The sequence below is a fragment of the Ilumatobacter fluminis genome, from assembly GCF_004364865.1.
Lineage (GTDB): Bacteria > Actinomycetota > Acidimicrobiia > Acidimicrobiales > Ilumatobacteraceae > Ilumatobacter > Ilumatobacter fluminis.
The window spans coordinates 3897658-3920003 of the sequence record NZ_SOAU01000001.1 but is presented as its reverse complement, the minus strand read 5'-3'; the positions used below and the strand labels follow the sequence as shown (position 1 = coordinate 3920003).

The window sequence follows — 22346 nt, the reverse complement described above, 5'->3', positions numbered from 1 at the left end:
TCAGCGCCCGCCCGTCGGTCCGTCGCCGTCGGTGAGAATCCATTCGGCATCTGCGTCGTCGACCGGTGTCGTGATGTCGTCGTCGAGTTCGTCGAAGACCGTGTTGTCGAGACGGATCTCGCCCGGTTCGGCGCGGTCGCTCAACTCGATCGCACTGCCGACCGGTGTTCCCCAGACCCCGAACGTCACCTGATTGCTGCCGAGGACGCCCGTCGCGACGAGGCCGGCCGACAGCCCGACGCCGATGGAGATCCCGATACCGAGGTCGGTGCCGACGTGGGGGAGCTGGGCGGCGGCGTCGCGTGCGAACGCGATCGCCCGTGCCGCATCGACCGACGGGGTGCCGCGGCCCGTGACGTAGGTCTGGTGTTCGAGTGCGGCCTGGGCGCGTTCGACCCCGTGGTGCCGGGCGAGCGCGGCGGCCTCGTCGGCAAGCCGGGTGGTGAGTTCGACGACGGCGTCTTGGTCGGCGCCCGACGGAGCCGGGATACCGCGGATCGCGATCGACACGACCGTGGCGGTGTCGACCACCTCGGCGAGTTCACGCTCGCCGCTCCGCACGCGATCGACGAGCGACGGCGGCAACACGCTCGCCAGCATCTCGTTGATGCGCTCTTCCTCCGCCTCGATCGACGCTTCCTGTTCACGGAGCCGAGCGGCGACGAGCTCGAGTTGGCGACCGACGTCGCCCAGCTCGTTGCGGCCGAGGTCGGGCACCCCGGTCTGATAGTCGCCGTCGGCGATCCTGCCGGCCGCCTCGACGAGGGGCCGGACGGGACGGGCGAGCACGCGGGCCAGGAGCATACCGATGACGGCGAGGGACGTCAGCAACACGGCCAGGACGATCAGGATCGCCACGACGAAACGCATCAGTTCGTCGCGTGTCTCGCTGACCTCTTGTTCGGTCACGACGATCCATCCCAGGTCGGCGACGTCGACCGGTGAGGCAGACGTGAGGGTCGCACGATCGAGGAAGTTCGTGGTGCTCCCCGAGAACGACTCGCCCTCGAGCGCAGCGTCGATCGCGGCGTTGTCGACCGGCTGCAACAGCACCGGCGACCCGGTGAAGGCCATGAGCTCGGCCGCTCGTTCGTCGCCACCGATGTCGAGGAACCGGTCGAGGTAGGCGTCGGGATCCTCGAACCACGGGCGCGGCACGGTCCGGATCGTGCGGTCGGCACCGACGAGATAGGCGTCGCCGGTGTCGCCGAGGCCGAGCAGGTCCCATTGCTGGCCGCTGGTCACGATCTCCGTGAGGCGGTCGGTGTGCAGCACGACGACGACCACGCCGAGCACCTCGGCGTTCGAGCGGACCGAGGTCGCGATGTGGACGACGGGCTCCGAGGCGTCGGGGAGGTAGAAGTTGGTGTCGGCGATCGCTGCGGAGTCGACCGCCGTGCCGGTGAGCTTGTCGACGACATCGCCGAGCCCGCCGTCGGCGTACGGGCCGTCGACGACGTCGGTGCCGAGATCGATCCGTTTCGACACCGAGTACACGACGTCGGCGGTCTGGAGGTCGACGAGCAGGATGTCCTGGGCACCGATGCTCGTCGCGAGATCGCGCAGGAACGGGTGGTGTTCGGCGTGGGCGGCGCTGTACGCCGAACCGTCGCCGGCGTCGTCGAGGTCGGAGCGCGGCTCGGCCCCGTTCCGCGCCAGGTACTGGTACTGGACGTAGCGGCCGGCGTCGTCGGTCGGGACCAGCTCGTCGGTCGGTGGCCTGACGGCGTCGACGGCGTCGTACCGGTCGGTGACCTCGGCATAGGTCGCCACGACCTCGTCGAGCTGAGCGTCGTCGACCTCGGTGCCGTCGAGCGCGGCGTACCCCTCGGACAGGTCGGCGAGCGCGAAACCGACGCCGGGATCGGTGCCCATGACGGCGACGCGGTTGAGCGCACTGTCGATCGTCTGCTCGACGGTGTCGGCCCGGAGGTTTCGGAGGGTGTCGAGCTGATCGGTCGCGCCGCGTTCGAGGAGTCCGTAGACGACGACGAGGTTGACGGCGGCGAGCAGGATCACCGAGACCAGACCGAGTCCGACGAGCCGTCGGGTCAGGCGGGCACGGAGCGAACGGCCTCGGCTCACGACGTCGCCTCCTGTTCGTCGTCGGAGCCCGGTTCGTCAGCCGACTCGGGATCGTCCGGCGTCGCACTGAGTCCGAGTGCCTCCACCTGTTCGGCGGCGCGTTGCTGGTCGACCCGACGCAGGACTCGCTGGACCCGGCGACGCCGACCGGTCGTGAGCTGATCGAGCGCACCGTTGAGTGCCGGCGACCGCGAGATCACACCGCCGGCCGAGCTCGACGGGATGACGAGGACGTCACAGTCGTCGATCGCCTTCATGACCAACTCGTGCCCGCGGGTTTCGGAGCGGCCGATCGGGCTGACGACGTCGCCGTCGGACAGGTCGAGGACCGAGACGCTGTTCTGTGTGTCGAGGTGGAGCTCCAGCTGCGCTGCGCCGTGCTCGAGCAGCACCAAGCCGTCGTCGTCGGGGCCGAGCACCGTCTCGCCGCGCGCGAACCGCGCCGCCTCGACGCCGGCCGCGAGCTGGTCGAGCTCGTCGTCGGACAGTTGCTCGAAGAGCGTCGAGGCCCGGAGCCCGCGGAGGATCGACGCGTGATCGCGCCGCTCGTCGGCCGCGGTCCGTTCACCGTCCCAGAGGTACAGGTCTTGCGCCGGGCTGGGGAGGGGGACGCCACGTCGGTGCGAGTGGTACCAGACGAGCGACCCGAAGTCGCTCGACACGCGCGGCCTGATCGAGTAGTCGTCGATCCAGAGATGCACCTCGTACCCCATCAGCGGATCGTCGATCTGGACGACGACGGCGTTGGGTGGGGGTTCGGCGAGCACGCCCGGCGTCGAGCGTGCCGCGGCGAGCAACATCTCCTTGGCGTCGGTCGGCGAGTTGACGTAGGCAACCTGCACCGGGACGACCACCCGGTGGAGCCGGGCCGGTTCGTCGAAGTTGGTGATCGTCGCCCCGGCCAGCTTGCCGTTCGGCACGACGACCAGGTCGCCGTCGCGGGTCTGGATGCGCGTGCTCCGCCAGTTGGTGTCGATGACCTGACCCTCGACACCGTCGGCCTCGATCCAATCGCCCGGCTGGAACGGCTGGTCGGCGAGCAGCGTGAACCCGGAGGCGATACCGCCGAGCGTGTCCTGCAGCGCGAAGGACACGACGAGTGACGTGACACCCAACGCTGTCAGGGCGGCGGAGAGGTCGACGTTCCAGACCCCGGCGATGATGAGCCACAGGATCGTGAGGATGACGATGATGCGCGGGAATGCCAGCAGGAGCCGCGGGACCGAGCGTCGACCCTCGCGAGGCCGCGTCCGGATGCGCTCGATCACGATCGCCAGCGCTGCGAGCGCGGCGGCGCCACCAGCAGCGACCAGTGCGGTGGCAACGAGGCTGATCACCACGTCGGCATCGCCGGCCGGGAACAACACGCTCATCAACGCCCACACGGCGAAGAGCGGCAACACCCAGGTGCGAACGATCCCGACGGGTCCTCGCAGCGGCGAGTCTCGTTGACGGAGACGTTCCTCGAGCTCGCCGATCCCGATGATCACGACCGGCAGCAGGATCACGAGGACGGCGGCGTACCCGGCGTCCGGGTCGCGGAAGATGTCGCTCACGACGACACCTCCGACTGGGCGACCCGCGCCGTGACGGCGACGGCACCACCGGCATCGCCGGTCGTGACGAACGACGACGGCAGTTGGGATCGCACCGCATCGCTGACGACGACGGTGTCGGACGACGCCGAGCGGGCGAGTCCCTCGGCCTCGGTCACCGTGTCGCCCCAGACGTCGTAGACGAGTGCAGATCGGGCGGCGAGACCGACCGACACCGGGCCGGCGCTCACGCCGACCGAGGTGTGGAGATCGTCTCGGGTGAGCTCGGCGACCAACGCCCGTGCGTCGAGCGCGAAGTCGACGGCCCGCGGTGCGTGGTCGAGGTAGGGGCGGCTGACCCCGCACACGGCGTAGTAGGTCGACCCGATCAACTTGATGCGCTCGAGACCGTGCTGTGCGGCGAGCGCGTCGACTTCGTCGACCAGGTCGCCGAGCAGGTTGCGAACCTCGTCTTCGGGTGCATCGCCGACGAGGTCGCCGAGCCCGTCGACGTGGACGACGACGACGCTGGCGTGTTGCACGTGATCGAGTACCTCGCCGCCGCTCTCCTCGCTACGACGCGCGACCGACGCCGGCAGGAACTGCTGGAGCAGCGAGGTGCGCTCCTTGGCGTGGGCCTCGATGTCGGCCCGGCGCTCGCCGAGTCGACGCAGCATCTGGTCGACATTGTCGGACAACTTGCGGTACTCCGTCGGGCCGTCCTCGGCATCGTCGAGGTCGCTCATCTCGAGTCGTTCGCCCGTTTCCGACGCCGCTCTCACCCGGCGGAGCCGCTCGGCGATCGATCGGATGGGTGCCATCAGGCGGGTCGACCAGCGGACGGCGACGAAGGTGACGACGACGATGAAGAGCGCGACGGCGAACAACATGATGCGTGCGTAGTCCTCGATCGGGCGGTCGAGTTCGTCGCTGTCGACCTGTGCGAAGACCATCCACGTCGGACCGGGTATGTCGATGGGCCGATAGACCAGGCGGACGTCGCGCCCGAGGTGATCGACGACATCGGTGATGCCGCCCGACTCGGTTGCGGCGAGGACGAGCTGGCGGTCGACCGGTTGCACCAGCGACGTCGTCCCGGTCGCCGACATTCGCCGCCGCTGTGTGTCGGTGAGCTGCGACGGGCCCGGCTCGGACGTGATCGCGAGGTACGTCGACGGTGATTCGGCGAAGGCGCGTGTGGTGCTGCGCATCGTGGCGTCGGTGCCGACCAGGTACGCATCGCCGGAATCCCCGAACCCGTCCCAGGCGCCGTCGCCGGAGAGGATCGAGTCGAACGGCTCGACGGTGAGTGACGCAGCGATGTACCCGACCAGGGTCGATCCGTCGAACACCGGGCTCGCGACGAACGTGGTCGGTTCCTCGAGGGCCGGGACGTAGGCGGAGAAATCGCTGAACCGGCCCACCGGGCGGTCGGCGTCGGCGAACGTGTCGAGCAGTCGGGCGAGTGCCGACCCGCTGTGAGGACCGAGGTCGAGGCTGGTCCCGAAGTCGATCCGCTTGCGCACCGAGTAGACGATGGTGTCGGCGCGGGCGTCGATCAGGAACAGGTCGTCGAACCCGGACTGTGCCGCGATCTGCCCGTACACCTGATGCACGGTCGGGTGGATCTCGGAGTACGTCGAGCCGTCGCCGGCATCGGTCACCAGGTCGGGTTCGATCGTGACCACCGGTTCGTCGCCGTCGTCGTCGGTGCCCCCGGTGTCGTCGCCCGGGGCGCGAGGGATCGAGTAGGCGTTCTGGAGGTACACGGCGGCGTCGCCGTCGGGGACGAGGAAGGCTGCACCGACCCGAGAGTCGCGCACGTCTTCCAGCGCCGGCACGACGTCGGAGAGGTAGTACTCGGTGACGTCGTTGGTGGCCGTCGGGTCGACGGGCTGGCCGTTCAGTTCGAGGTACGCCTCGCCGAGGGCGACGATGGCGTCGGCTGCAGCGGGGCTCGACGCCAACGCGACCAGCGAGCGTTCGTACGACGTCGCCGCCGCCTCGAGTGCGTCCCCACGCGACGATGCGACCGACACGAAGCGATCGTCGGCGATCTCGTCGGCCAGTTCGCTGCCGCGGGCGAGTCCGACGGCCGCGGTGATCGCCAGCGACACCAACGTCACGATCAAGGCGACCATCGCCAGACGGGTCGCCAGTGAGGTGTTGCCGATGATGCGAGGGCGGGTCACGCGTCGTCCCGGAACAGGTCGGCGAGGAGGTGGTCCTCGGCTTCGGAGAGATTGGTGGCCACGAGTTCGGCTGCCACCCCGGCGAGCAGGCCGTGGACACGGTCGAGGTCGGCATCGCTCGTGAGCAGGAACAGCGCCGACGTGCCGGGCGTGACACGGTCACGAACGGTCTCGATGAAGCCGTCGTCGATCCCGAAGTCGCGTAGCGATCCGCTCAAGGCGCCCATGCCGGCGCCGAACGCGAGGCCGAACAGCGGGAGGAAGAAGATCGCACCGATCAGGAGGCCCCAGAAGGCACCGCCGGCGGTGGCCCAGCCCGAGCCGGTGTCCATCTGGTCGGTCCGCGGTTTGCTCGCACCGTCGGGCCATGACACCACGACCGCGTCGTGGACGTCGATGCCGCCATCGCGTTCGAGGTCGAGCACGCGGACGCGGAGGGTCGCGGCGGTGTCGGGGTGGTCGAATTTCCACACGGTGAGTGTGGCCATACCAGGTCCTTCCAGGCCTTCCGCGGTCGGCCGTGACTGTAGTGCAACTCCCACCACGGACGGTGAGCCACGTCTACAGTGGGCGCCGTCGCGACGCCGACGAGACGGGGATGACGTGAACGTGAACTCGGAGCCAGCAGGACTCGACGTCGGGGCGATGTTCGACCGACCCCCGGCCGAGGTCTCCCAGATCTTCGCCTCCGACCGCGACGAGACCCGCGTCCGTCGCCCTGCCGACGCCGTCATGGTCGTCGTCAGCGCCATCGTCGTGGCGCTCGCCGGCTGGGCCAGCGGCGGCGACAGCGAGCTCGAGACCTGGATCGCCGACATCTTCGACGACGCACCGGCCTGGATGCGATCGATCGCCGTCGTGGGGTTCAGCCTCTGCGGGATCGCCGTCCTCGCTCTCGTCGCGGTCGTCGCGTTCCGTTCGCGCTGGGCGCTCGTTCGCGATGTCTTCACGGCGATCATCGTGACGCTGCTCACCGTGGTGGTGCTCGGCCAATGGGTGTCGTCGGAGTGGCCCGACCTGGTGCCCGAGATCTGGGCCGACGCGACACCGCCGTTCCCCATCGTGCGGGTCGCGATGGTGGTCGCCGTGCTGCTGACCGTTCGCCCGTCGCTCACGGCGCCGCTCCGCCGCCTCGACCGTTGGGTCATCGGCACGAGCGTCGTCGGGGCGCTGATGCTCGGCTACGGGACCTTGACGACCGTCATCGGCGGACTCGGCGTCGGCATCGGTGCGGCCGCCCTGGTCCGATTCGTCTTCGGAACGTCGATCGGGCTGCCGACACTCGACCGCGTGACCGCTGCCCTGCACGACTTGAACGTCGCAGCGGTCGATCTGGCCTACCTCCCCGAACAGCCGAACGGCTGGCTGGAGGTGACGGGACGCGACCGGGAGGGTCCGATCGCCGTCCGGATCTACGGTCGTGATGCCGCCGACAGCGCGTTCGCGAACCGCCTCTGGCGAGCCATGTGGTACCGGGATGCTGCCTGGTCGCTCGGCGTGTCCCGACAGGAGCTCGCCGAACACGAGGCACTGCTCCTGTTGCTCGCCCATCGTTCCGGGATCGTGGTGCCTGACGTCGTCGCCGTCGGGAGCACGTCGACCGGCGATGTCATGCTCGTCACGCGCCGCGACGAAGGTCGCTCGCTCGACGACCTCACGGACGACGAACTCGACGACGCGCTCATCGGGAGCGTGTGGGAGGCCATCGAGGGGTTGCACCGGCACGGGATGGTGCACGGGCACCTCGATCCGAGTCGGATCACCGTCGGACCCGACGGGACCATCGGCTTCCTCGACCTCGCACGCGGATCGATGACGCCGTCGCCCCCCAAGCGGCGGCTCGACCTCGTCGAGACGCTGACGACGACGGCCCTGCTGGTCGGGCCCGAGCGGGCGATCGCAGCGGCCGCTGCCTCACCGATGCGGCACGACCTCGAAGAGTCGGTATCGACGTTGCAGAGTGCGGCGCTGTCTCGTGAGCTCAGCGGCGAGGTCCGGCGAGCCGACCTCGACGTCGACGATCTGCGTACCGGGTTGGTCGAAGCACTCGGGGTCGAGACCCCCGAACTGGCGAAGCTCCGACGGGTCCGGTGGGTCGATATCTTGATGATCGCGCTGGCGTTCGTGGCCGCCAACGCGCTGATCAGCTGGATCGCCAGCATCGACCTCGACACGTTCATCGACGAGTTGCAGTCGGCGTCGCTCGGCTGGCTGCTGCTCGCCTTCATCATCAGCCAGAGCACCAACATCGCCGAGACGATCTCGATGATGGGAGTCGTCTCCCACCCGCTCCCGTTCGGCCCCACGATGCAGTTCCAATACGCCGTGTCGTACATCGGACTCGCCGTCCCGTCCGACGCCGGGCGCATCGCGATGACGATCCGATACCTGCAGAAGCTCGGTGTCCCGACCCGCGTCGCCGTCGGACAGGGGCCGTTCACGACCGTGTTCGGTTGGCTGATCGACCTCGTGTTGCTCCTGGTGTCGGCGCGGGTGGTGGGCGCCGACATCGACCTTCCCGACGACACCGACTTCACCGGTTTCATCACGATCGTCATCATCCTGGCGGTCGCTGCGGTCATCGCCGTCGTCGTGGTGCTGGCGGTCCCGAAGTTCCGCAGCCGCGTCCTGCCGCCGATCATCGAGACGGTGCACGAGTTGAAGGGTGCCGTCTCCGAACCCGATCGGGCCGCGAAGCTGCTCGGCGGTCTGGTGGCCAAGAAGCTGCTGTTCGCGATGACCCTCGCGGCGATCCTCTATGCCTACGGCGAGCCGTTGTCGTTCGCCACCGTGGTCTTCGTCAACACCGCGGTCTCGTGGTTCGCCGGTGTCTTCCCGGTGCCGGGTGGCATCGGCGTGGCCGAGGCCAGCTTCGTGGTCGGACTGACGGCGTTCGGCGTGCCCGACACGGTGGCGCTCGCCGTCGCCCTGACGCACCGCTTGTTCACGACCTACCTCCCGCCGATCGCCGGCTTCTTCACCATGAAACGGCTCGAGCAACGCGGCTACCTGTAGCGAGTCGCTCAGCCGTGCGGCGTGCTCTATGCTCGCCGCGGACGCGGCCGAACGGCGGCCGCGCAACGGTGATGTGACGGAGGTCGAGATGTCACTCGGACCCATCGAAGTGTTGGTGGTCGGATTCCCCGGGAACCAGTTCAACGGCGAGATCCTGCCCGAACTCGAGCGGTTGGTCGAGGCCGGGACGATCTCGCTCGTCGACGGCCTGTTCCTCCGCAAGGACGGCGATTCCGATGTCGAGTTCTTCGAGCTCGAAGAAGTCGGTGCCGACGAGAGCGTCGCCCGTCTCGCCGGACTGCTCGATCAGGTCGAGTCGCTGATCTCCGACGAGGACGTCGCCGAACTCGCCGAAGGGCTCGAGCCCGACAGTTCGGCTGCGGTGCTCGTGTTCGAACACACCTGGTCGAGGCCGCTGCGCGACGCCATCGTCGGCTCCGGCGGTGTCCTCGCCGCCAACTTCCGCGTGCCCGGCATGGTCGTCGACGAACTGCTCGACGAGCTGGCCGCCCTCGACGACGTCGAGACCGACGCCTGACCGACCGATCGACACACAGGAGACGAAGCACCATGCCACGACGACGTATCGGACGACCCGGACTGGTCGGCACGATGGCCCGCACGGCCGTTGTCGCCGGAACCGCCAACGCCACGGTCGGCGCGATGAACCGCCGCCAGGCCAACAAGCAGCAGGCCGCCTACGAGCAGCAGGCCCAGCAGGCACAGTTGGCCGAGCTGCAGGCGCAGCAGGCCGCTGCCGCCGCTGCGCCGCCGCCGCCGCCACCGCCGGCCCCGGCCGCCGGTGGCAGCGACCTCATGGCCGAGCTCCAGCAGCTGGGCGACATGAAGAACGCCGGACTCCTCACCGACGACGAGTTCGCCGCCGCCAAAGCCAAACTCCTCGCCTGAAGGCTCCCGGGTCGGGTGTCGGAGGTGACGGCGAGGAACGAGCCGTTACCGTCGATCACCTGACCCGGGATCGGTGCGCGAACCCGAGGGAGCAAGCCGCTTGGTCGACCCACAGGACCCGGGGTCAGGTGACCGCCGGTAACGCCTCGCCCTGGGGGCGAGTCGTCACCTTTGGCACCTGACCCGCGGCTGGTCTCAGGCGGTGGCGAAGACGGTCGACCAGTCGGTCGCCATGCTGACGATCGTCCAGCCGAGGCGGCGGCCGACGTCGACGATCGGTTCGGGATCGGTGAACGTCGCGGCCTCGCTCGCATAGGCGAACTCGCGCTCCGCGTCGTCGTGGTCGATCAACACGGCGAGCCCGCCCCGCGGGTGCGCCTGCGCCCACTCGAGCATCTCGCGGTCGCCGCCCGAGTTGCCGATCGCGATCAGGGGCCGCTGGCCGATGTTGGCCTGGATGTGGGCGATCTTCGCGCCGCCCTCGTTCGGTGCGCTCATCATCGACATCGTCCGGCGGAGCTCGGGCCGTCCGTCGTCGTCTCGCCCGAACTGGTAGCCGATCATCGTGCCGACGACCATGCCCGGCTCGACCCCGTAGAGACCGTGGCTCACCCGGCGCACGAACTCGGTGCCACCGCCCGTCACGACGCCCACGGCGACGTCGTGGGCGCGCAACTCGTCGATCAGTTCGAGCATCGGTTGGTACACGACGCCGCCGATGGGTGCGCCGGTGGTGCGATGTCGATAGCGACCGATGAACTCGTCGACCGCCGCTGCGAACTCGTCCGGAGTTCGACCGTCGAAGAGCGAGGCCACTGCGGTCGCCACCTTCGGGAGGCCGACCTCGGCGAGCTTGGCGCGGTCGCCACTGAGCACGGCGTCGAACTCGGGGCGTTCGGCGAGGCGTGCATCGTCGGCCACCCGTCGTTGCAGCGCATCGACGAAGAAGTCGAGTTGCACGTACGTCGGCTTCTCGCACCAGAGCGTTCCGTCGTTGTCGATGTAGGCGACGCGTTCGTCGATCGGGACGTCGTCGATCGCATCGAGGAACTCGATGATCGCATCGCGTGTCGGGCCGGGCCGCCACGAGGGAAGTCGGTCGGTCATGTGGATGTCTCCTTGTCGGTGTCCCAGGCGCAGCGGAAGCCGACGTGGCTCATGCCGGTGTCGATCATCTGGGGGCGTCGCGCCGCCGGCCGGTAGCGCAGGCAGTACGAATCGGCGCAGAGGTGCGACCCGCCCTTGATCACCTTGCGCGGCACGCGGAATTGTGGCTGGGCCGGGTCGAAGCTGGCCTCGACGTCACCGCCGCGCGGGTCGGTCGGAACGCAGCAGGGTTTGTCGGCGTCGTCGGGGTGCGCGCTCGTCCACCAGTCGTCGGTCCACTCCCACACGTTGCCCGCCATGTCGTGGAGCCCGAATCCGTTCGCCGGGAACGACCCGACCGGCGCCGTGCGCAGATAGCCCGACTCGCCGGTCGATCGCCACGGGAAGTCGAGACCGTCCCACGTGTTGGCCATCAGGCTGCCACCGGGCCGCGACTCGTCGCCCCACGTGAACGCGGCACGCTCGAGCCCGCCGCGGGCGGCGAACTCCCACTCGGCTTCGGTCGGCAGCCGGGCGCCGGCCCACTCGGCGTACGCGGCGGCGTCGTCGTGGGCGACGTGTACCACCGGATGATCGAGCAGCTCGTCGATCGACGACGTCGGCCCGTACGGGTGCTGCCACGATGCTCCGGGCACCCACGTCCACCACTGGCTCAGGTGTCGGAGGTCGACCGGCCCGGGCGTGGGGGTGAAGACGAGTGACCCGGGCACCAGGTTCTCGGGCGGCGCTCCCGGGTAGTCGGCCGGATCGAGCGGCCGCTCGGCGACGGTGACATAGCCGGTCGCGGCGACGAAGGCTCGGTACTGCCGGTTGGTCACCTCGAATCGGTCGACGCCGAACCCCGAGACGCGAACCCGATGGGTCGGTGCTTCCTCGGGGTAGTGGTCGTCGGACCCCATGACGAACTCGCCGCCGTCGAGTGTCACCACCTCGTGTCCGCGATCGCTCATGTGGTCAGCCTGCCGCGGCGGGGGTCGTCGCGGTCGCATCGACGACGACGAGATCGTGTCGCCACAGCCGCTCGACGAGTGCTCGGGCGCCGTTCCCCAGTTCGCCGATGGTGCGGACGCCGTCGATCGCTCGGAACCGGGCCAGTTCGTCGTCATCGACGAACATGACGAGGTCGGTGAAGGTGTGTGCCCGGTTGAGGAGTGCAGCGGCAGCACCGGGCGGCAGCCGGGTCGGGTCGTCGACCGCGATCACCGTCGGGATGGGGATCGGGACGAGCCGATCGGCCCGATCGAACGGAACATGACCGGAGGCGTGGCCGTCGGCGGCGAACGCGATCACGGTGTGGCGTTCGATCGTCCCGCGGAAGAGTTCGACCGCCGCATACTGCTCGTGCGTCGGCAGCGCAGCGATGCGGGCGGCGTGCGGGGTCTCGCTGATCGAGCCGCAGTCGGGCAGGTACGGCGCCTGTCGCTCCCAGCGCCCGAACCGGAGGTCGGCGCCCTCGATCAGCGCCAGCAGTTCCGGTACGGCGTAGGCGCGGTCGCGTGGGTTGAGGAGTGCGTCGGCGAGGGCGTCGTCGTGCTGGAAGTCGGGTGACGTCCGCAACAGGCGCGAGAGGGGATGACCGTCGGGGAGTTCGCCGAGCGTCGCCACCAGCTCGGTGATGTCGGCCGGGTCGGTCGAGAGGCCCAGTCGGCGGCAGTACTCCTGCAGGAGGTAGATGCCGGTGCGCCCGTAGGGCGCGTACACCATGAGCGTGATCGCGCCGTGCGGCGCGAGCACCGAGCGGAGTGCGGCGAGGCCGACCGCCGGATCGTCGAGATGGTGGAGGACCCCGGTACAGACGATGTGATCGAACCGTCGGCCCAATCGGTCGACGTCTTCGATCGCGAGCTGTTCGATCCGGAGGTTCGTGATGTGGTGCCGGTCGATCAGTCGGCGGGTGTGTTCGATCGCCGTCGCGCTGACGTCGATGCCGACCACCTCGGCGTCGGGGTTGCGGAGTGCGTGCCGCGCCGCCTGGGCGGTACCGCAGCCGGCGACGAGGATCGACCCGGTCGAGTCGGGCGCCCGATCCGGCCAGATCAGGTGGTGGGCGACCCGGTCCGGGCCGGTCGACGACCTCGACGCGATCGCATCGAGGTCGTCGACGGGCGGCGGATACGGGTGCCGGTCGTAGAACGCGACGATCGGGTCGGTCATCGCGTCGGTCGGGGTGGTGATCAGTCGCTGCCGATGCCGGCCTGCAGCTTCGCCATCACCTGGTCGATGCTGAACGACGCCGGTGCCTGGCGGGGCGGGAACTCGACGAGTGTCGCGAGCATCTGGGCCACGTACATCTGGGCCGGCACGAGCATGAACGCGTGGTCCATGATCCAGTCGTAGTAGGTGTTCGACGTCTGGTCGGCCCGTTCGTACGGGTCGGTGCGGAGGTTGAAGATCTTCGGGATGCGCAGTTCGACGTACGGCTCCATCCAGACCTGCAAGGTGCCCGTCGCACGCTGTTCCATGAAGACGAACTTCCAGTTGTGGAACCGCAGCGCCGTGAGGTCGCCGTCGTCGGACACGTAGAAGAAGTGTTGCCGCGGGCTCTCGTCGGTCTGGCCCGTGATGTAGTCGAGCTGGTTGTGCCCGTCGAGGTGGACCTTGAACTCCTGGCCGTTCAGTTCGGTGCCGGCCTTGAGCTGGTCGGCGATCTCGGTGTTGCCGGCGGCCGCGAGCAGGGTGACGAACCAGTCGTTGTGGCTGACGATGCCGTTCAGGACCGAGCCGGCCGGGATCTTGTCGGGCCAGCGCACCACGCACGGCACGCGGTAGGCGCCCTCCCAGTTCGAGTTCTTCTCGTTCCGGAACGGCGTCATGCCGGCATCGGGCCACGAGTTCATGTGCGGGCCGTTGTCGGTCGAGTACATCACGATCGTGTTGTCGGCGATGCCGAGTTCGTCGAGCGCGTCGAGCACCTCACCGACGATGTCGTCGTGGTACAGCATCGTGTCGTGGTAGGGCGACTGCCACCGGCCGGCTCGCCCGATGTCTTCTTCCCGGGTGTGGGTGCGGAAGTGCATGTGGGTCGTGTTGAACCAGCAGAAGAACGGGGTGTCGGCGTCGGCCTGACGACGCATGAAGTCGATCGTGGCGTCGCGGAACTCCTCGTCGGTCGTCTTCATCCGCTCCTTGGTGAGCGGGCCGGTGTCCTCGATGCGCTGGGTGCCGTCACCGTTCGCCCACGTCTTCAGCACGCCGCGCGGGCCGAAGCGCTGGTGGAAGTTCGGCAGCTCGTCGGGCGTCGGGTAGTCGGGCTGCTCGGGTTCCTCCTCGGCATTGAGGTGGTAGAGGTTGCCGAAGAACTCGTCGAAGCCGTGCATGGTCGGCAGGTGCTCGTCACGGTCGCCGAAGTGGTTCTTGCCGAACTGGCCGGTGGCGTAGCCCTCGGCCTTGAGCGCCGTGGCGATCGTGGGGTCCTCGGCCTGGTAGCCGACCGCAGCGCCCGGCATGCCGACCTTCGTGAGCCCGGTGCGGTACGGGTTCTGGCCGCTGATGAACGCGGCCCGGCCGGCGGTGCAGCTCTGTTCGCCGTAGTAGTCGGTGAAGCGAACGCCTTCGTCGGCGATGCGGTCGATGTTCGGGGTGCGGTACCCCATCATCCCGTCGCTGTAGCAGCTGAGGTTGCTGATCCCGATGTCGTCGCCCCAGATGATGAGGATGTTCGGCTTGTCGGCCATGAGACCTCCAGGTCACAAGTGATGGAACGGCCGAAGTTAGCCGCGCCTCTCGTGACCGGGAAGGGCGGGAGGGAAAAGAACGCGTTTGTTTTCGGTGAACCGCCCGGGCTTACTCGGCATCTGCCCGATCAGCGTTGCGCCGCGTCGCCCACGGAGCGCCGATGAGGACGACAGCGGCGGCGACCAGCACCATCAAGGCGACGATCGAGTAGGCGAAGAGCGTTTGGTCGAGGTCGTCGGTCAGCGCAGCGGTGATGTTGCTCACGGTGGCTCGGGCGCCGGGTGACTCGACGACGTCGGGGAGCCGGTCGCTCGCCTGGTTGCCGGTCACGCTGACGACCAGCGTCGTCGCGAAGAGGCCCGCCACCAGGTAGCAGGCCGCCCGCCAACGCTGGCGGGCCAACCAGATCGTGAGACCGGTGAGCGCGACACCGGCGAGGAGCAGGATCCAGAACGCACGCTTCGCGAGCTGGAACACGTCGCGCAACGCTTGCACTTCCGAGCCGACCTCGTCGAGCCGCTCGCTCTGGAAGATCACCGGCGTGCCGAAGTCGTCCGGGAGGTCGCGATCGAACGCCGCCTCGAGCGCCGCACGCTGTTCGTCCGGGTCGCCACTGCGGTCCATGTCGGGGAGGTCGACGTCGCCGAACAGTCCGAACTCGTCCTGGAGCAGTCCGAGCGCCCGGTTCGTGAGCGGCAGCAGGTTGATCGTGACCTCGCCGTCGCTGATGTCGACGCCGTCGATGCTGTTGTCGCCGTCGAGGACGGCGATCGCTGCCTCGTGCGCCGTGCCGGCGACGGTGGCCACGCTTGCCGCGACCTCGTCGGTCCGGATCAATTCGGCCACGCGGTCGTCGACACGGGAACGGACGCCGGCGAGGAGGAAGTCGGCAGCCGGTTCGAGGGATTCGGGCAGCACCTCGACGACCGCATCTCGGATACCGATCCCCTCCGCGATCTCGGTCACGACACGACGAGCGAGTGCGTCACTGATCTCTTCGTCCTGGACGAGCTCCTCGACCCGTTCCTCGAACCGCTCGGAGTCGGTCGCCGTCTGGACGGTCCACAGACCGAGGATGCCGCCGACGAGGCAGACGATCGCCGCCACCCCGACCAGTGCGGTGCCGGTCGACCTCAGCGGGTTGGATGGCGACGGGGCGTCGCTCATGTCGGTGCTCATGTCGTTGCTCGTCTCGTCGCTCATGTCGGTATCCGTTCGTCGTGTCGTCCGTGGTGGACTGCGGAGTGACCGGCGGGATCGGTCGGGGTTCTGCCGAGCATTCTCGCGGATCGGGCCGTTCTCGGCCTACGATCTCCGTGCTCGCAATCGTGCTCGCGATCCCAGGAGGCCGCATGCTCATTCTCGCCATCATCGCCGCCGGCATGTTCGTCGGCTGGATCGCCCAGATCATTCTCGGTGCCAACAGCCAGACGACCGACTGGGCGATGGCGCTGATCGCCGGTATCGCAGGCTCGTTCGTCGGCGGGCTGCTGTTCTCGCTGCTCGCCGGTGACGGCATCGAGCTTCGACCGACGGGCTTCATCGGCTCGCTGGTCGGTGCGTTGGTCGTGACCGCCGGCTGGCAGTTCGCCCGTCGCCGGGCCGCCTGAGCCGCGCGGCTCGGACGACCCGGTTCGGGCGTTCGTCAGCCGAGGATCTTGGCCTTGAGGGCGGCGTACTCGGCGTCGTCGATCTTGCCCTCGTTGTGCAGGGCGCTCGCCTTCTCGAGTTCGCTGGCGGCACCGCCGCCGGCGACGTCGCGCACGTAGGCGTCGAACGACTGCTTGGCCTCGACCTGCTCCTTGGCGCTGCGCTTGACCATGCCGTCGCCACGGACGATGACGTAGACGATCAGGGTGAGGAACGTGAAGAACAGCAGGGCGATCAGCCATGCGGCCTTGCCCCACCCACTCAGTTCGTGGTCGCGGAAGATGTCGGTGATGACCGAGAACATCATCATCAGCACGGCGATGAACACGAACGACACGAACACGATCCAGATCGCGTTCCAGAGCGAGAATGCCAGCATCGGGGGAACCTTTCGTTTGGGCCGGACCGGCTGATCCGGGCGCGACGAAGCTACCCGATCGGCGGCGACGCACCGGTGAACCGACCGCCGCAGGCACGGACCGGGCGTGCGGGCCGCACTAGCGTGCGGGCATCGTGAGCGACCAGACCGATACGCCGGCTCCGCGGGGGCTCGAAGATCTGCCACCGCACCTCCGGCGACGCATGATCGCCAAGACCGCGCTGGTGTGCACTGCGCTGGTGGCGCTCGTGGTCGCCCTCTACTACTTCGTGCCCTGGGACAGTTCCGAGTTCGCCGAGATCGTGATCCGGTTGGGCATCAGCCTCGTCATCGTGGTCGTCGGCACGGTGATCTCGATCCAGTACATCTTGCGAGCGCAGTACCCGATGCTGCGCGTGTTCGAAGTGCTCGCCGTCGTCGTCGCCGTCGTGCTCGCCTCGTTCGCGTCGGCCTACGCCTACCTGTCCCACGTCGACGAGGCCGCGTTCAGTGAGGTGCTGTCTCGGACCGACGCGTTGTACTTCTCGGTGACGACGGCCACGACCGTCGGCTTCGGTGACATCTCCGCCTCCACCGAGACGGCGCGCATCATCGTGATGCTCCAGATGATCACGAACGTGGTCGTGTTGGGCGTTGCCGCTCGATCGCTGCTCTACGCCGCTCGCAAGCGGGTCGACCGTCGATGACCGACCTCCGTCCGACGTCGATCCTGCGTGAGATCCGCGACATCGTCATGGAGACCTACGAGTCGTGGCGGAACGACCGGACGATCCGGCTCGGTGCCGGGCTCGCCTACTACGGGTTGTTCTCGCTCACGTCGGTGATCGCCGTGTCGATCGGCCTGCTGCGCATCTTCGGTCGCTCGGCCACGGTCGAACAAGATCTCACGAACCGGATCGTCGAGGCCGCCGGCCCCGACGCAGCCGGAGCGGTCACGTCGTTCTTCGACACGGTCGACGGCGACGCCGGCTCGTCGATCGGGCTGATCGGTGTCGGCTCGTTGCTCGTGACCGGCTCACTGTTCTTCCTCGCTCTGGAGGACGCCTTCCACCAGATCTGGGACGTCCCCGTTCGTGCAGGCATCCGCTCGTCGGTTCGCCGCCGGTTGATCTCGCTCGCCGTGCTCCTGGGTGCAGCGTCGACGATCGTCGTCGCACTGGCCGTGCAGGCCGCAGCCGGCCTGTTGGAGCGGCTGGTGCCCGGTTCGGCGCCCGGGTTGCAGGCGCTGGCGTCGATCTTCGCCAGTCTCATGAGTTGGGGTGTGCTCGTCGTCGCCCTGACGCTGCTCTTCAAGTACCTGCCGACGATCGGCGTTCGGTGGCGGCCGATCATCATCGCGTCGCTCGTCACCAGTGCCTTCCTCGTGATCGGTACCGCCATGATCGGCTGGTATCTGCGAACCGTCGGGGCGTCGTCGGTCGGCGGCGTCGCCTCCACGCCCGTCGCCGTGCTCCTCTGGATCTACTACGAAGCCCAGATCCTGCTGGCGGGCGTCCAGTTGTCGCGCGTGTTGGCCGAGTCGCCGAACCGCTGGGTGTCCGGCTGATCACCCGATCCGGACGATTCGCCGCCGTGGTCGGTTCACGTACGGTTGGCCCGTCGCCATGCAGTTCCTGACCCGCTACCCGATCGCCTCGCCGAAGCGGTGGTTCCGGCGCGACACGCTGAAAGACGACGGCATGGCCGGCCTCGTGCTCGGGGTCGAGAGCGTCCCGGACGGTCTGGCGAGCGGCCTCCTCGCCGGGGTCAACCCGGTCTTCGGCCTGTACGGCTACCTGTACGGGATGGTGGGCGCCGCCCTGTTCACCAGCACGGCCTTCATGGCGGTGCAGGCGACCGGTGCGATGTCGATCATCGTCGCCGACGTCGATCTCGCGGGGCGGGACGACCCGGCGAGGTCGTTGTTCACCTTGTCGATCGTCACCGGACTCGTGATGATCCTCGCCGGCCTCCTCAAACTCGGCGGATTCCTGCGCTTCGTCTCGAACTCGGTCATGACGGGCTTCATCTCCGCCGTCGGCGTCAACATCATCCTCGGCCAGCTCGACAACTTCACCGGCTACGCGGCCGACGGGGGAGGCCGGATCGCCCGCGCACTCGACCTGCTCACCCACCTGTGGCGGGTCGACGTCGCATCGGTGACGGTCGGCGTGGTGACGATCGTGCTGATCGTCGCGCTGCAGAAGACGTTCCTCGGGGCACTGGGCCTCGTGGTCGCCGTCGGCGTCGGCTCGATCCTGGCTGCCGTGTTCGGGGCGCTCGACCGCAATGTGGCCCTCGTCGCCGACATCGCCGACGTGCCGCGATCGCTGCCGTTCATCACGATGCCCGTCTTCGGTGAGATGTTCGGGATGCTGATCCCCGCGGCGTCACTCGCGTTCGTGGGCCTGGTGCAAGGAGCGGGCGTCTCGGCCGGCTTCCCGAACCCCGACGGCAGCGAACCCGACGTGTCGCAGGACTTCGTCGGCCAGGGCGCCGGCAACATCGTCGCCGGCCTGTTCCAGGGGATGCCCGTGGGCGGCTCGATGTCGGCGAGTTCGCTCGTCGCCGGAGCCGGCGCCAAGACACGGACGTCGCTCGTGTTCGCCGGGGTCACGATGGCCCTCGTCATCCTGCTGCTCGCCGACGTCGTCGCATTCGTCGCGATGCCATCGCTCGCCGCGCTGCTGATCGTCGTCGGGTTCGGCACGATCAAGCCGAGCCGGGTGATGTCGGTCGCTCGAACCGGCACGGTCCCGCTGACGGTGATGTCGATCACGTTCGTCCTCACACTGGTCATCCCACTCCAGTACTCCGTGCTGGTGGGCGTCGGCATCTCGGTGCTGCTCTTCGTCGTCGGCCAGTCGAGCCGGCTCGTCACGAAGCGGCTCGTCATCCACGACGACGGACGTGTCGAGCAGACCGACCCCCCGCCGACGCTGCCGGGGGCCGAGGTGACCGTGCTGCAGCCCTACGGCGCGCTGTTCTTCGCCACGGCGCAGACGTTGCGCGATCAACTCCCCGACGTGGTGCCCGACTCGCGCTACGCCGTCGTGATCCTCCGCATCCGGGGGGCCGACGACGCCGGCGCCACCGTCATGGATCTCCTTCGCACGTACGCTGCCGATCTGCGTGAGGTCGACGGTCGGCTCGTGATCGTGACCGACAGCGATCGCGTCGCCCGCCAGATCCGGTCGGTCATCGACGCCGACCTGATCGGTCCTCGCCGGATCTATCGCAGCACGACGTTCATCGGCGAGGCGTCGAGACGCGCCTACCGCGACGCAACGACATGGATCGACGAACGAACGGCGGACGACCGGCAGGAGGATGGCACCGATGGGTGATCAACGGGTTCGACGGGCGGCTTCGGCGGCCATGGCGGCGGCGGTACTGCTGGTCATCAACCCGGCGGTCGGTGTCGCCACGGCCCCCGACGAGACGGTCGCGTCGACCGCCACGACCCAGCCGGTCGACACCTCGCCACCGACGACACCCGACACGACGGTGCCGGTCGACACCACGGCGCCCGGCGGGTTGATCGGCGTCGACGGCACGGGTTCGGCCGACGCGACCACGATCACATGGATCGGCATCATCGCGGCGCTCGTGCTGATCGCCGTGGCGGCATGGTGGATGCTCCGGCGCCACGAACACGACGACGGCCCGCCCCACCCGAACGACGACTGGCCCACCACCTCCGAAGTCATCTGACGCACCGGTCGCGACCGGCCTCGACGGTCAGGGTCGGACGGTGACGGGTTGGCCGACGTGGGCCAGCCAGCCCTTCAGGACCTTGTGGAGTTCGGGGGCCGAGTGGATGGTGTCGTCGGCCATCGGGAGCTCGACCGGGTGCATCACGAACGGGTGGGTCTGCGGCCCGCCGAGGGCGCCGTGCGAACCGACCTGGTGCTCGAACGCCGGCAGCTCGTTGGTCTCGGGGTCGTACGTCGAGTTGATCATCAGGTCGGCGACGTGCTCGTAGGCGTCGACCTCGCTCACCTGACGCACCGCACTCGGTCCGTACGCGGCGAGCGGGTCGTCACCCTCGACGGCGCCCGGGTCGTCAGCGGGGCGGTCGAGGAATCGGCGACCGGTCGGTCCGAGCACGACCGCGCCGTGCGCCGACGACTTCACGAGCACGAAGCCGATGCCGGGATGGGCCTGGAGCTCGGCGACGAGGTCGGGGTAGCGCTCCTCGATCTGTTCGAGCGTCCAGCGTGCCTTGCCCGGGAGGTACACGAGCCCGATGCCGCCCGACCCGAGCACGGTGACGGATCCGTCGGACAGCTCGTGATCGTCGTCGCCGCGGGCCGATCGAAACCACGCGGTCGACTCGGTCTTGCCCGCTTCGGAGTCGGGGTCGACGGCGGTGCTGCGACCGGTGAGGCGGGACACCATTGCTTCGAGGCTCTCGCCGTACTTGTGGGCGAACGGCTCGCCCTGGGTCTGGCCGTGATCGGACAGCACCACGATGTGGTACGGGCGTGGTGCCCACCTGATCGCCCGCTCGATGCGGCCGATCTGGCGGTCGATGTCGCGCAGCACGCCGAGGGTGTCGGCCCGTTCGGTGCCCGAGTGGTGCGACACCTCGTCGTAGCCGAGCAGGTCGACGTAGATCGCCGCTCGTCCCTCGGCCATGTCGGCGAGGATGCCGTTCACGCACACGTCGCGGCTGATCACCGTGGTGAACACGCGGAGGAGCGAGTCGACGATGCTGCGTTCGATGCGGGGCTGGACGTCGCGACGGCGTTGGTCGCGGGCGGCTCGGCGGTCGCGTGTGAAATCGACCACGGCGGCGACGAGGCTGCGGACGGCGTTCGACGGGCGGGCGAAGTAGCGGCCGTACCCGGCACCGATGCGGCCCTCCTTGATGCGACCGGCGCCGCTCATGGTGAGGACGGCCCGCTCGGCGTCGCCGCTGAAGAGATTGCCGTAGCTCGACCCGTTGTGGGCGAGCAGGCCGTTGCCGTCGCTGTGGCGCCGCTCGATCTCGGCGGCGGATGCCGGACGATTCGAGACCATCAGCGTGCCGGTCGATCGCTCGACCCAACGGAATGCGGGCATGCCGTCGTTCGAGCCGTGAAGGATGCCGCACTGGGAGACGCCGGTCTGGGACGACCACTGGGTCTCCCACGAGGTCAGCGCGTGGCTGCCCCGGGTGAGCCACGAGTGCAGCGTCGGCGCGTCACCCGAGGCCAGGGCTCGTCGCAGCACGACCTCGGCGACGCCGTCGACCTGGACGAAGACGATGCCGGGCACCTCGGTCGTGGTGGCGTGCTTGCGTCGACGACGCGCACGGTGGGCCATGTGCTCGTCGAACCAGGCGTCGTCGTCGATCGCCATGAGGCGCGACACGATCGTCGTCACGATCGTGAGGCCGATCGTGATCACGAGCGCGGTCCAGAAGTCGTCGACGTGGGTCCCGGGGACGAGGTCGAGCGCGACCCCGACGACGAACGCATTGACGGCGATCGCCCCGATCCCGAGTGTCAGCACCGACAGGGGGACCACGAGGAAGGCCAGCGCCGGCCACACCAGCGCGTTGAGGAGGCCGATGACCAGACCTGCGATCAGCGTCGAGGTGAGGTCGTCGAGGACGAAGCCGTCGAGGAAGGCCGCGAGCAGCCACAGCGCGAGCGCGTTGGCGATGACGACGACGACGCTGCGTCCGAGCGTCTGCCGCCAACCGGGGCGGAGTTCGTCGTCGCGCAGGAGTGTCGTGTGCTCGGCCATAGGACGCTCGAACACTACGTCACGCCTCGCGGCGCGACTGACGGCGCCGATCGTTCGTACACTGTGGCCGCCCCGGCGACGGGG

General features: G+C 68.7%; 19 protein-coding genes. 8 read left to right on the top strand and 11 right to left on the bottom strand.

Annotated features, from left to right (window positions below; genetic code table 11):
• From BDK89_RS17790 to BDK89_RS17775, 4 genes are read right to left on the bottom strand one after another with little or no spacing between them, the layout of a single operon-like run.
• Complete coding sequence (locus BDK89_RS17790; RefSeq protein ID WP_133870228.1) at window positions 1-2085, bottom strand: adenylate/guanylate cyclase domain-containing protein; 2085 nt, start codon at window positions 2083-2085, stop codon at window positions 1-3.
• Window positions 2082-3641, bottom strand: a complete 1560-nt coding sequence (locus tag BDK89_RS17785) for a mechanosensitive ion channel family protein (RefSeq protein WP_133870227.1) — start codon at window positions 3639-3641, stop codon at window positions 2082-2084. Before BDK89_RS17785 ends, BDK89_RS17790 begins: the two co-directional genes overlap by 4 nt.
• Window positions 3638-5812, bottom strand: coding sequence for an adenylate/guanylate cyclase domain-containing protein (locus BDK89_RS17780; RefSeq protein ID WP_133870226.1), 2175 nt, complete (start codon window positions 5810-5812; stop codon window positions 3638-3640). Before BDK89_RS17780 ends, BDK89_RS17785 begins: the two co-directional genes overlap by 4 nt.
• Window positions 5809-6300 (bottom strand): DUF1269 domain-containing protein, encoded by a 492-nt coding sequence (locus BDK89_RS17775; protein ID WP_133870225.1) that lies wholly within the window; start codon window positions 6298-6300, stop codon window positions 5809-5811. The genes BDK89_RS17780 and BDK89_RS17775 overlap by 4 nt, the downstream gene beginning before the upstream one ends.
• A 115-nt stretch (window positions 6301-6415) precedes the next feature.
• Between BDK89_RS17775 and BDK89_RS17770 the strand changes: the two genes are divergently transcribed.
• The 3 genes from BDK89_RS17770 to BDK89_RS17760 all read left to right on the top strand — a co-directional run bounded on the left by BDK89_RS17770 (window position 6416) and on the right by BDK89_RS17760 (window position 9736).
• Window positions 6416-8827, top strand: coding sequence for a lysylphosphatidylglycerol synthase transmembrane domain-containing protein (locus BDK89_RS17770; RefSeq protein ID WP_166657665.1), 2412 nt, complete (start codon window positions 6416-6418; stop codon window positions 8825-8827).
• A gap of 88 nt (window positions 8828-8915) precedes the next feature.
• Window positions 8916-9365, top strand: a complete 450-nt coding sequence (locus BDK89_RS17765; protein ID WP_133870223.1) for a DUF6325 family protein — start codon at window positions 8916-8918, stop codon at window positions 9363-9365.
• A 32-nt stretch (window positions 9366-9397) separates the two neighbouring features.
• A complete protein-coding gene (locus tag BDK89_RS17760) occupies window positions 9398-9736 on the top strand; it encodes an SHOCT domain-containing protein (protein ID WP_133870222.1) in 339 nt (112 codons plus the stop codon).
• A gap of 195 nt (window positions 9737-9931) precedes the next feature.
• Here the strand turns inward: BDK89_RS17760 and BDK89_RS17755 are convergent, their stop codons facing one another.
• The 5 genes from BDK89_RS17755 to BDK89_RS17735 form a co-directional block, all read right to left on the bottom strand.
• Complete coding sequence (locus BDK89_RS17755) at window positions 9932-10843, bottom strand: haloacid dehalogenase-like hydrolase (RefSeq protein ID WP_133870221.1); 912 nt, start codon at window positions 10841-10843, stop codon at window positions 9932-9934.
• Complete coding sequence (locus tag BDK89_RS17750) at window positions 10840-11793, bottom strand: formylglycine-generating enzyme family protein (protein ID WP_133870220.1); 954 nt, start codon at window positions 11791-11793, stop codon at window positions 10840-10842. The genes BDK89_RS17755 and BDK89_RS17750 overlap by 4 nt, the downstream gene beginning before the upstream one ends.
• A 4-nt stretch (window positions 11794-11797) precedes the next feature.
• A complete protein-coding gene (locus BDK89_RS17745; protein WP_133870219.1) occupies window positions 11798-12997 on the bottom strand; it encodes a class I SAM-dependent methyltransferase in 1200 nt (399 codons plus the stop codon).
• Window positions 12998-13017: 20 nt separating this feature from the next.
• Window positions 13018-14517: an arylsulfatase gene (locus BDK89_RS17740; RefSeq protein ID WP_133870218.1), complete on the bottom strand. Its 1500-nt coding sequence runs from the start codon at window positions 14515-14517 to the stop codon at window positions 13018-13020.
• A gap of 109 nt (window positions 14518-14626) precedes the next feature.
• Window positions 14627-15721 (bottom strand): hypothetical protein, encoded by a 1095-nt coding sequence (locus tag BDK89_RS17735; protein WP_133870217.1) that lies wholly within the window; start codon window positions 15719-15721, stop codon window positions 14627-14629.
• 149 nt (window positions 15722-15870) lie between these two features.
• Here BDK89_RS17735 and BDK89_RS17730 point away from each other — a divergent pair, with 149 nt between their 5' ends.
• A complete protein-coding gene (locus BDK89_RS17730; protein ID WP_133870216.1) occupies window positions 15871-16128 on the top strand; it encodes a GlsB/YeaQ/YmgE family stress response membrane protein in 258 nt (85 codons plus the stop codon).
• 35 nt (window positions 16129-16163) lie between these two features.
• Here the strand turns inward: BDK89_RS17730 and BDK89_RS17725 are convergent, their stop codons facing one another.
• On the bottom strand, window positions 16164-16547 hold the full coding sequence (locus tag BDK89_RS17725) for an SHOCT domain-containing protein (protein ID WP_133870215.1): 384 nt from the start codon (window positions 16545-16547) through the stop codon (window positions 16164-16166).
• Window positions 16548-16681: 134 nt separating this feature from the next.
• On the opposite strand from BDK89_RS17725, the gene BDK89_RS17720 reads away from it, so the two are divergent.
• From BDK89_RS17720 to BDK89_RS17705, 4 genes are read left to right on the top strand one after another with little or no spacing between them, the layout of a single operon-like run.
• Complete coding sequence (locus BDK89_RS17720; RefSeq protein ID WP_133870214.1) at window positions 16682-17233, top strand: potassium channel family protein; 552 nt, start codon at window positions 16682-16684, stop codon at window positions 17231-17233.
• Window positions 17230-18093 (top strand): YihY/virulence factor BrkB family protein, encoded by an 864-nt coding sequence (locus BDK89_RS17715; RefSeq protein ID WP_133870213.1) that lies wholly within the window; start codon window positions 17230-17232, stop codon window positions 18091-18093. Before BDK89_RS17720 ends, BDK89_RS17715 begins: the two co-directional genes overlap by 4 nt.
• Window positions 18094-18151: 58 nt before the next feature.
• On the top strand, window positions 18152-19873 hold the full coding sequence (locus tag BDK89_RS17710) for a SulP family inorganic anion transporter (RefSeq protein WP_208294115.1): 1722 nt from the start codon (window positions 18152-18154) through the stop codon (window positions 19871-19873).
• The gene (locus BDK89_RS17705) at window positions 19866-20240 is read left to right on the top strand and encodes an LPXTG cell wall anchor domain-containing protein (RefSeq protein ID WP_133870212.1); all 375 of its coding nucleotides are present in this window, start codon (window positions 19866-19868) and stop codon (window positions 20238-20240) included. Before BDK89_RS17710 ends, BDK89_RS17705 begins: the two co-directional genes overlap by 8 nt.
• A 27-nt stretch (window positions 20241-20267) precedes the next feature.
• Here BDK89_RS17705 and BDK89_RS17700 read toward each other — a convergent pair whose 3' ends face one another.
• Window positions 20268-22262: a phage holin family protein gene (locus BDK89_RS17700; RefSeq protein ID WP_133870211.1), complete on the bottom strand. Its 1995-nt coding sequence runs from the start codon at window positions 22260-22262 to the stop codon at window positions 20268-20270.
• Window positions 22263-22346 lie beyond the last annotated feature (84 nt).

Excerpts from the sequence above, each read along its gene's own strand:
- BDK89_RS17760 (WP_133870222.1), top strand. The coding sequence starts at position 9,398 with ATGCCACGACGACGTATCGGACGACCCGGACTGGTCGGCACGATGGCC.
- BDK89_RS17735 (WP_133870217.1), bottom strand. The coding sequence starts at position 15,721 with ATGAGCGACGAGACGAGCAACGACATGAGCACCGACATGAGCGACGCC.
- BDK89_RS17705 (WP_133870212.1), top strand. The coding sequence starts at position 19,866 with ATGGGTGATCAACGGGTTCGACGGGCGGCTTCGGCGGCCATGGCGGCG.
- BDK89_RS17730 (WP_133870216.1), top strand. The coding sequence starts at position 15,871 with ATGCTCATTCTCGCCATCATCGCCGCCGGCATGTTCGTCGGCTGGATC.
- BDK89_RS17725 (WP_133870215.1), bottom strand. The coding sequence starts at position 16,547 with ATGCTGGCATTCTCGCTCTGGAACGCGATCTGGATCGTGTTCGTGTCG.
- BDK89_RS17765 (WP_133870223.1), top strand. The coding sequence starts at position 8,916 with ATGTCACTCGGACCCATCGAAGTGTTGGTGGTCGGATTCCCCGGGAAC.
- BDK89_RS17700 (WP_133870211.1), bottom strand. The coding sequence starts at position 22,262 with ATGGCCGAGCACACGACACTCCTGCGCGACGACGAACTCCGCCCCGGT.
- BDK89_RS17750 (WP_133870220.1), bottom strand. The coding sequence starts at position 11,793 with ATGAGCGATCGCGGACACGAGGTGGTGACACTCGACGGCGGCGAGTTC.
- BDK89_RS17755 (WP_133870221.1), bottom strand. The coding sequence starts at position 10,843 with ATGACCGACCGACTTCCCTCGTGGCGGCCCGGCCCGACACGCGATGCG.
- BDK89_RS17710 (WP_208294115.1), top strand. The coding sequence starts at position 18,152 with ATGCAGTTCCTGACCCGCTACCCGATCGCCTCGCCGAAGCGGTGGTTC.
- BDK89_RS17740 (WP_133870218.1), bottom strand. The coding sequence starts at position 14,517 with ATGGCCGACAAGCCGAACATCCTCATCATCTGGGGCGACGACATCGGG.
- BDK89_RS17775 (WP_133870225.1), bottom strand. The coding sequence starts at position 6,300 with ATGGCCACACTCACCGTGTGGAAATTCGACCACCCCGACACCGCCGCG.
- BDK89_RS17715 (WP_133870213.1), top strand. The coding sequence starts at position 17,230 with ATGACCGACCTCCGTCCGACGTCGATCCTGCGTGAGATCCGCGACATC.
- BDK89_RS17745 (WP_133870219.1), bottom strand. The coding sequence starts at position 12,997 with ATGACCGACCCGATCGTCGCGTTCTACGACCGGCACCCGTATCCGCCG.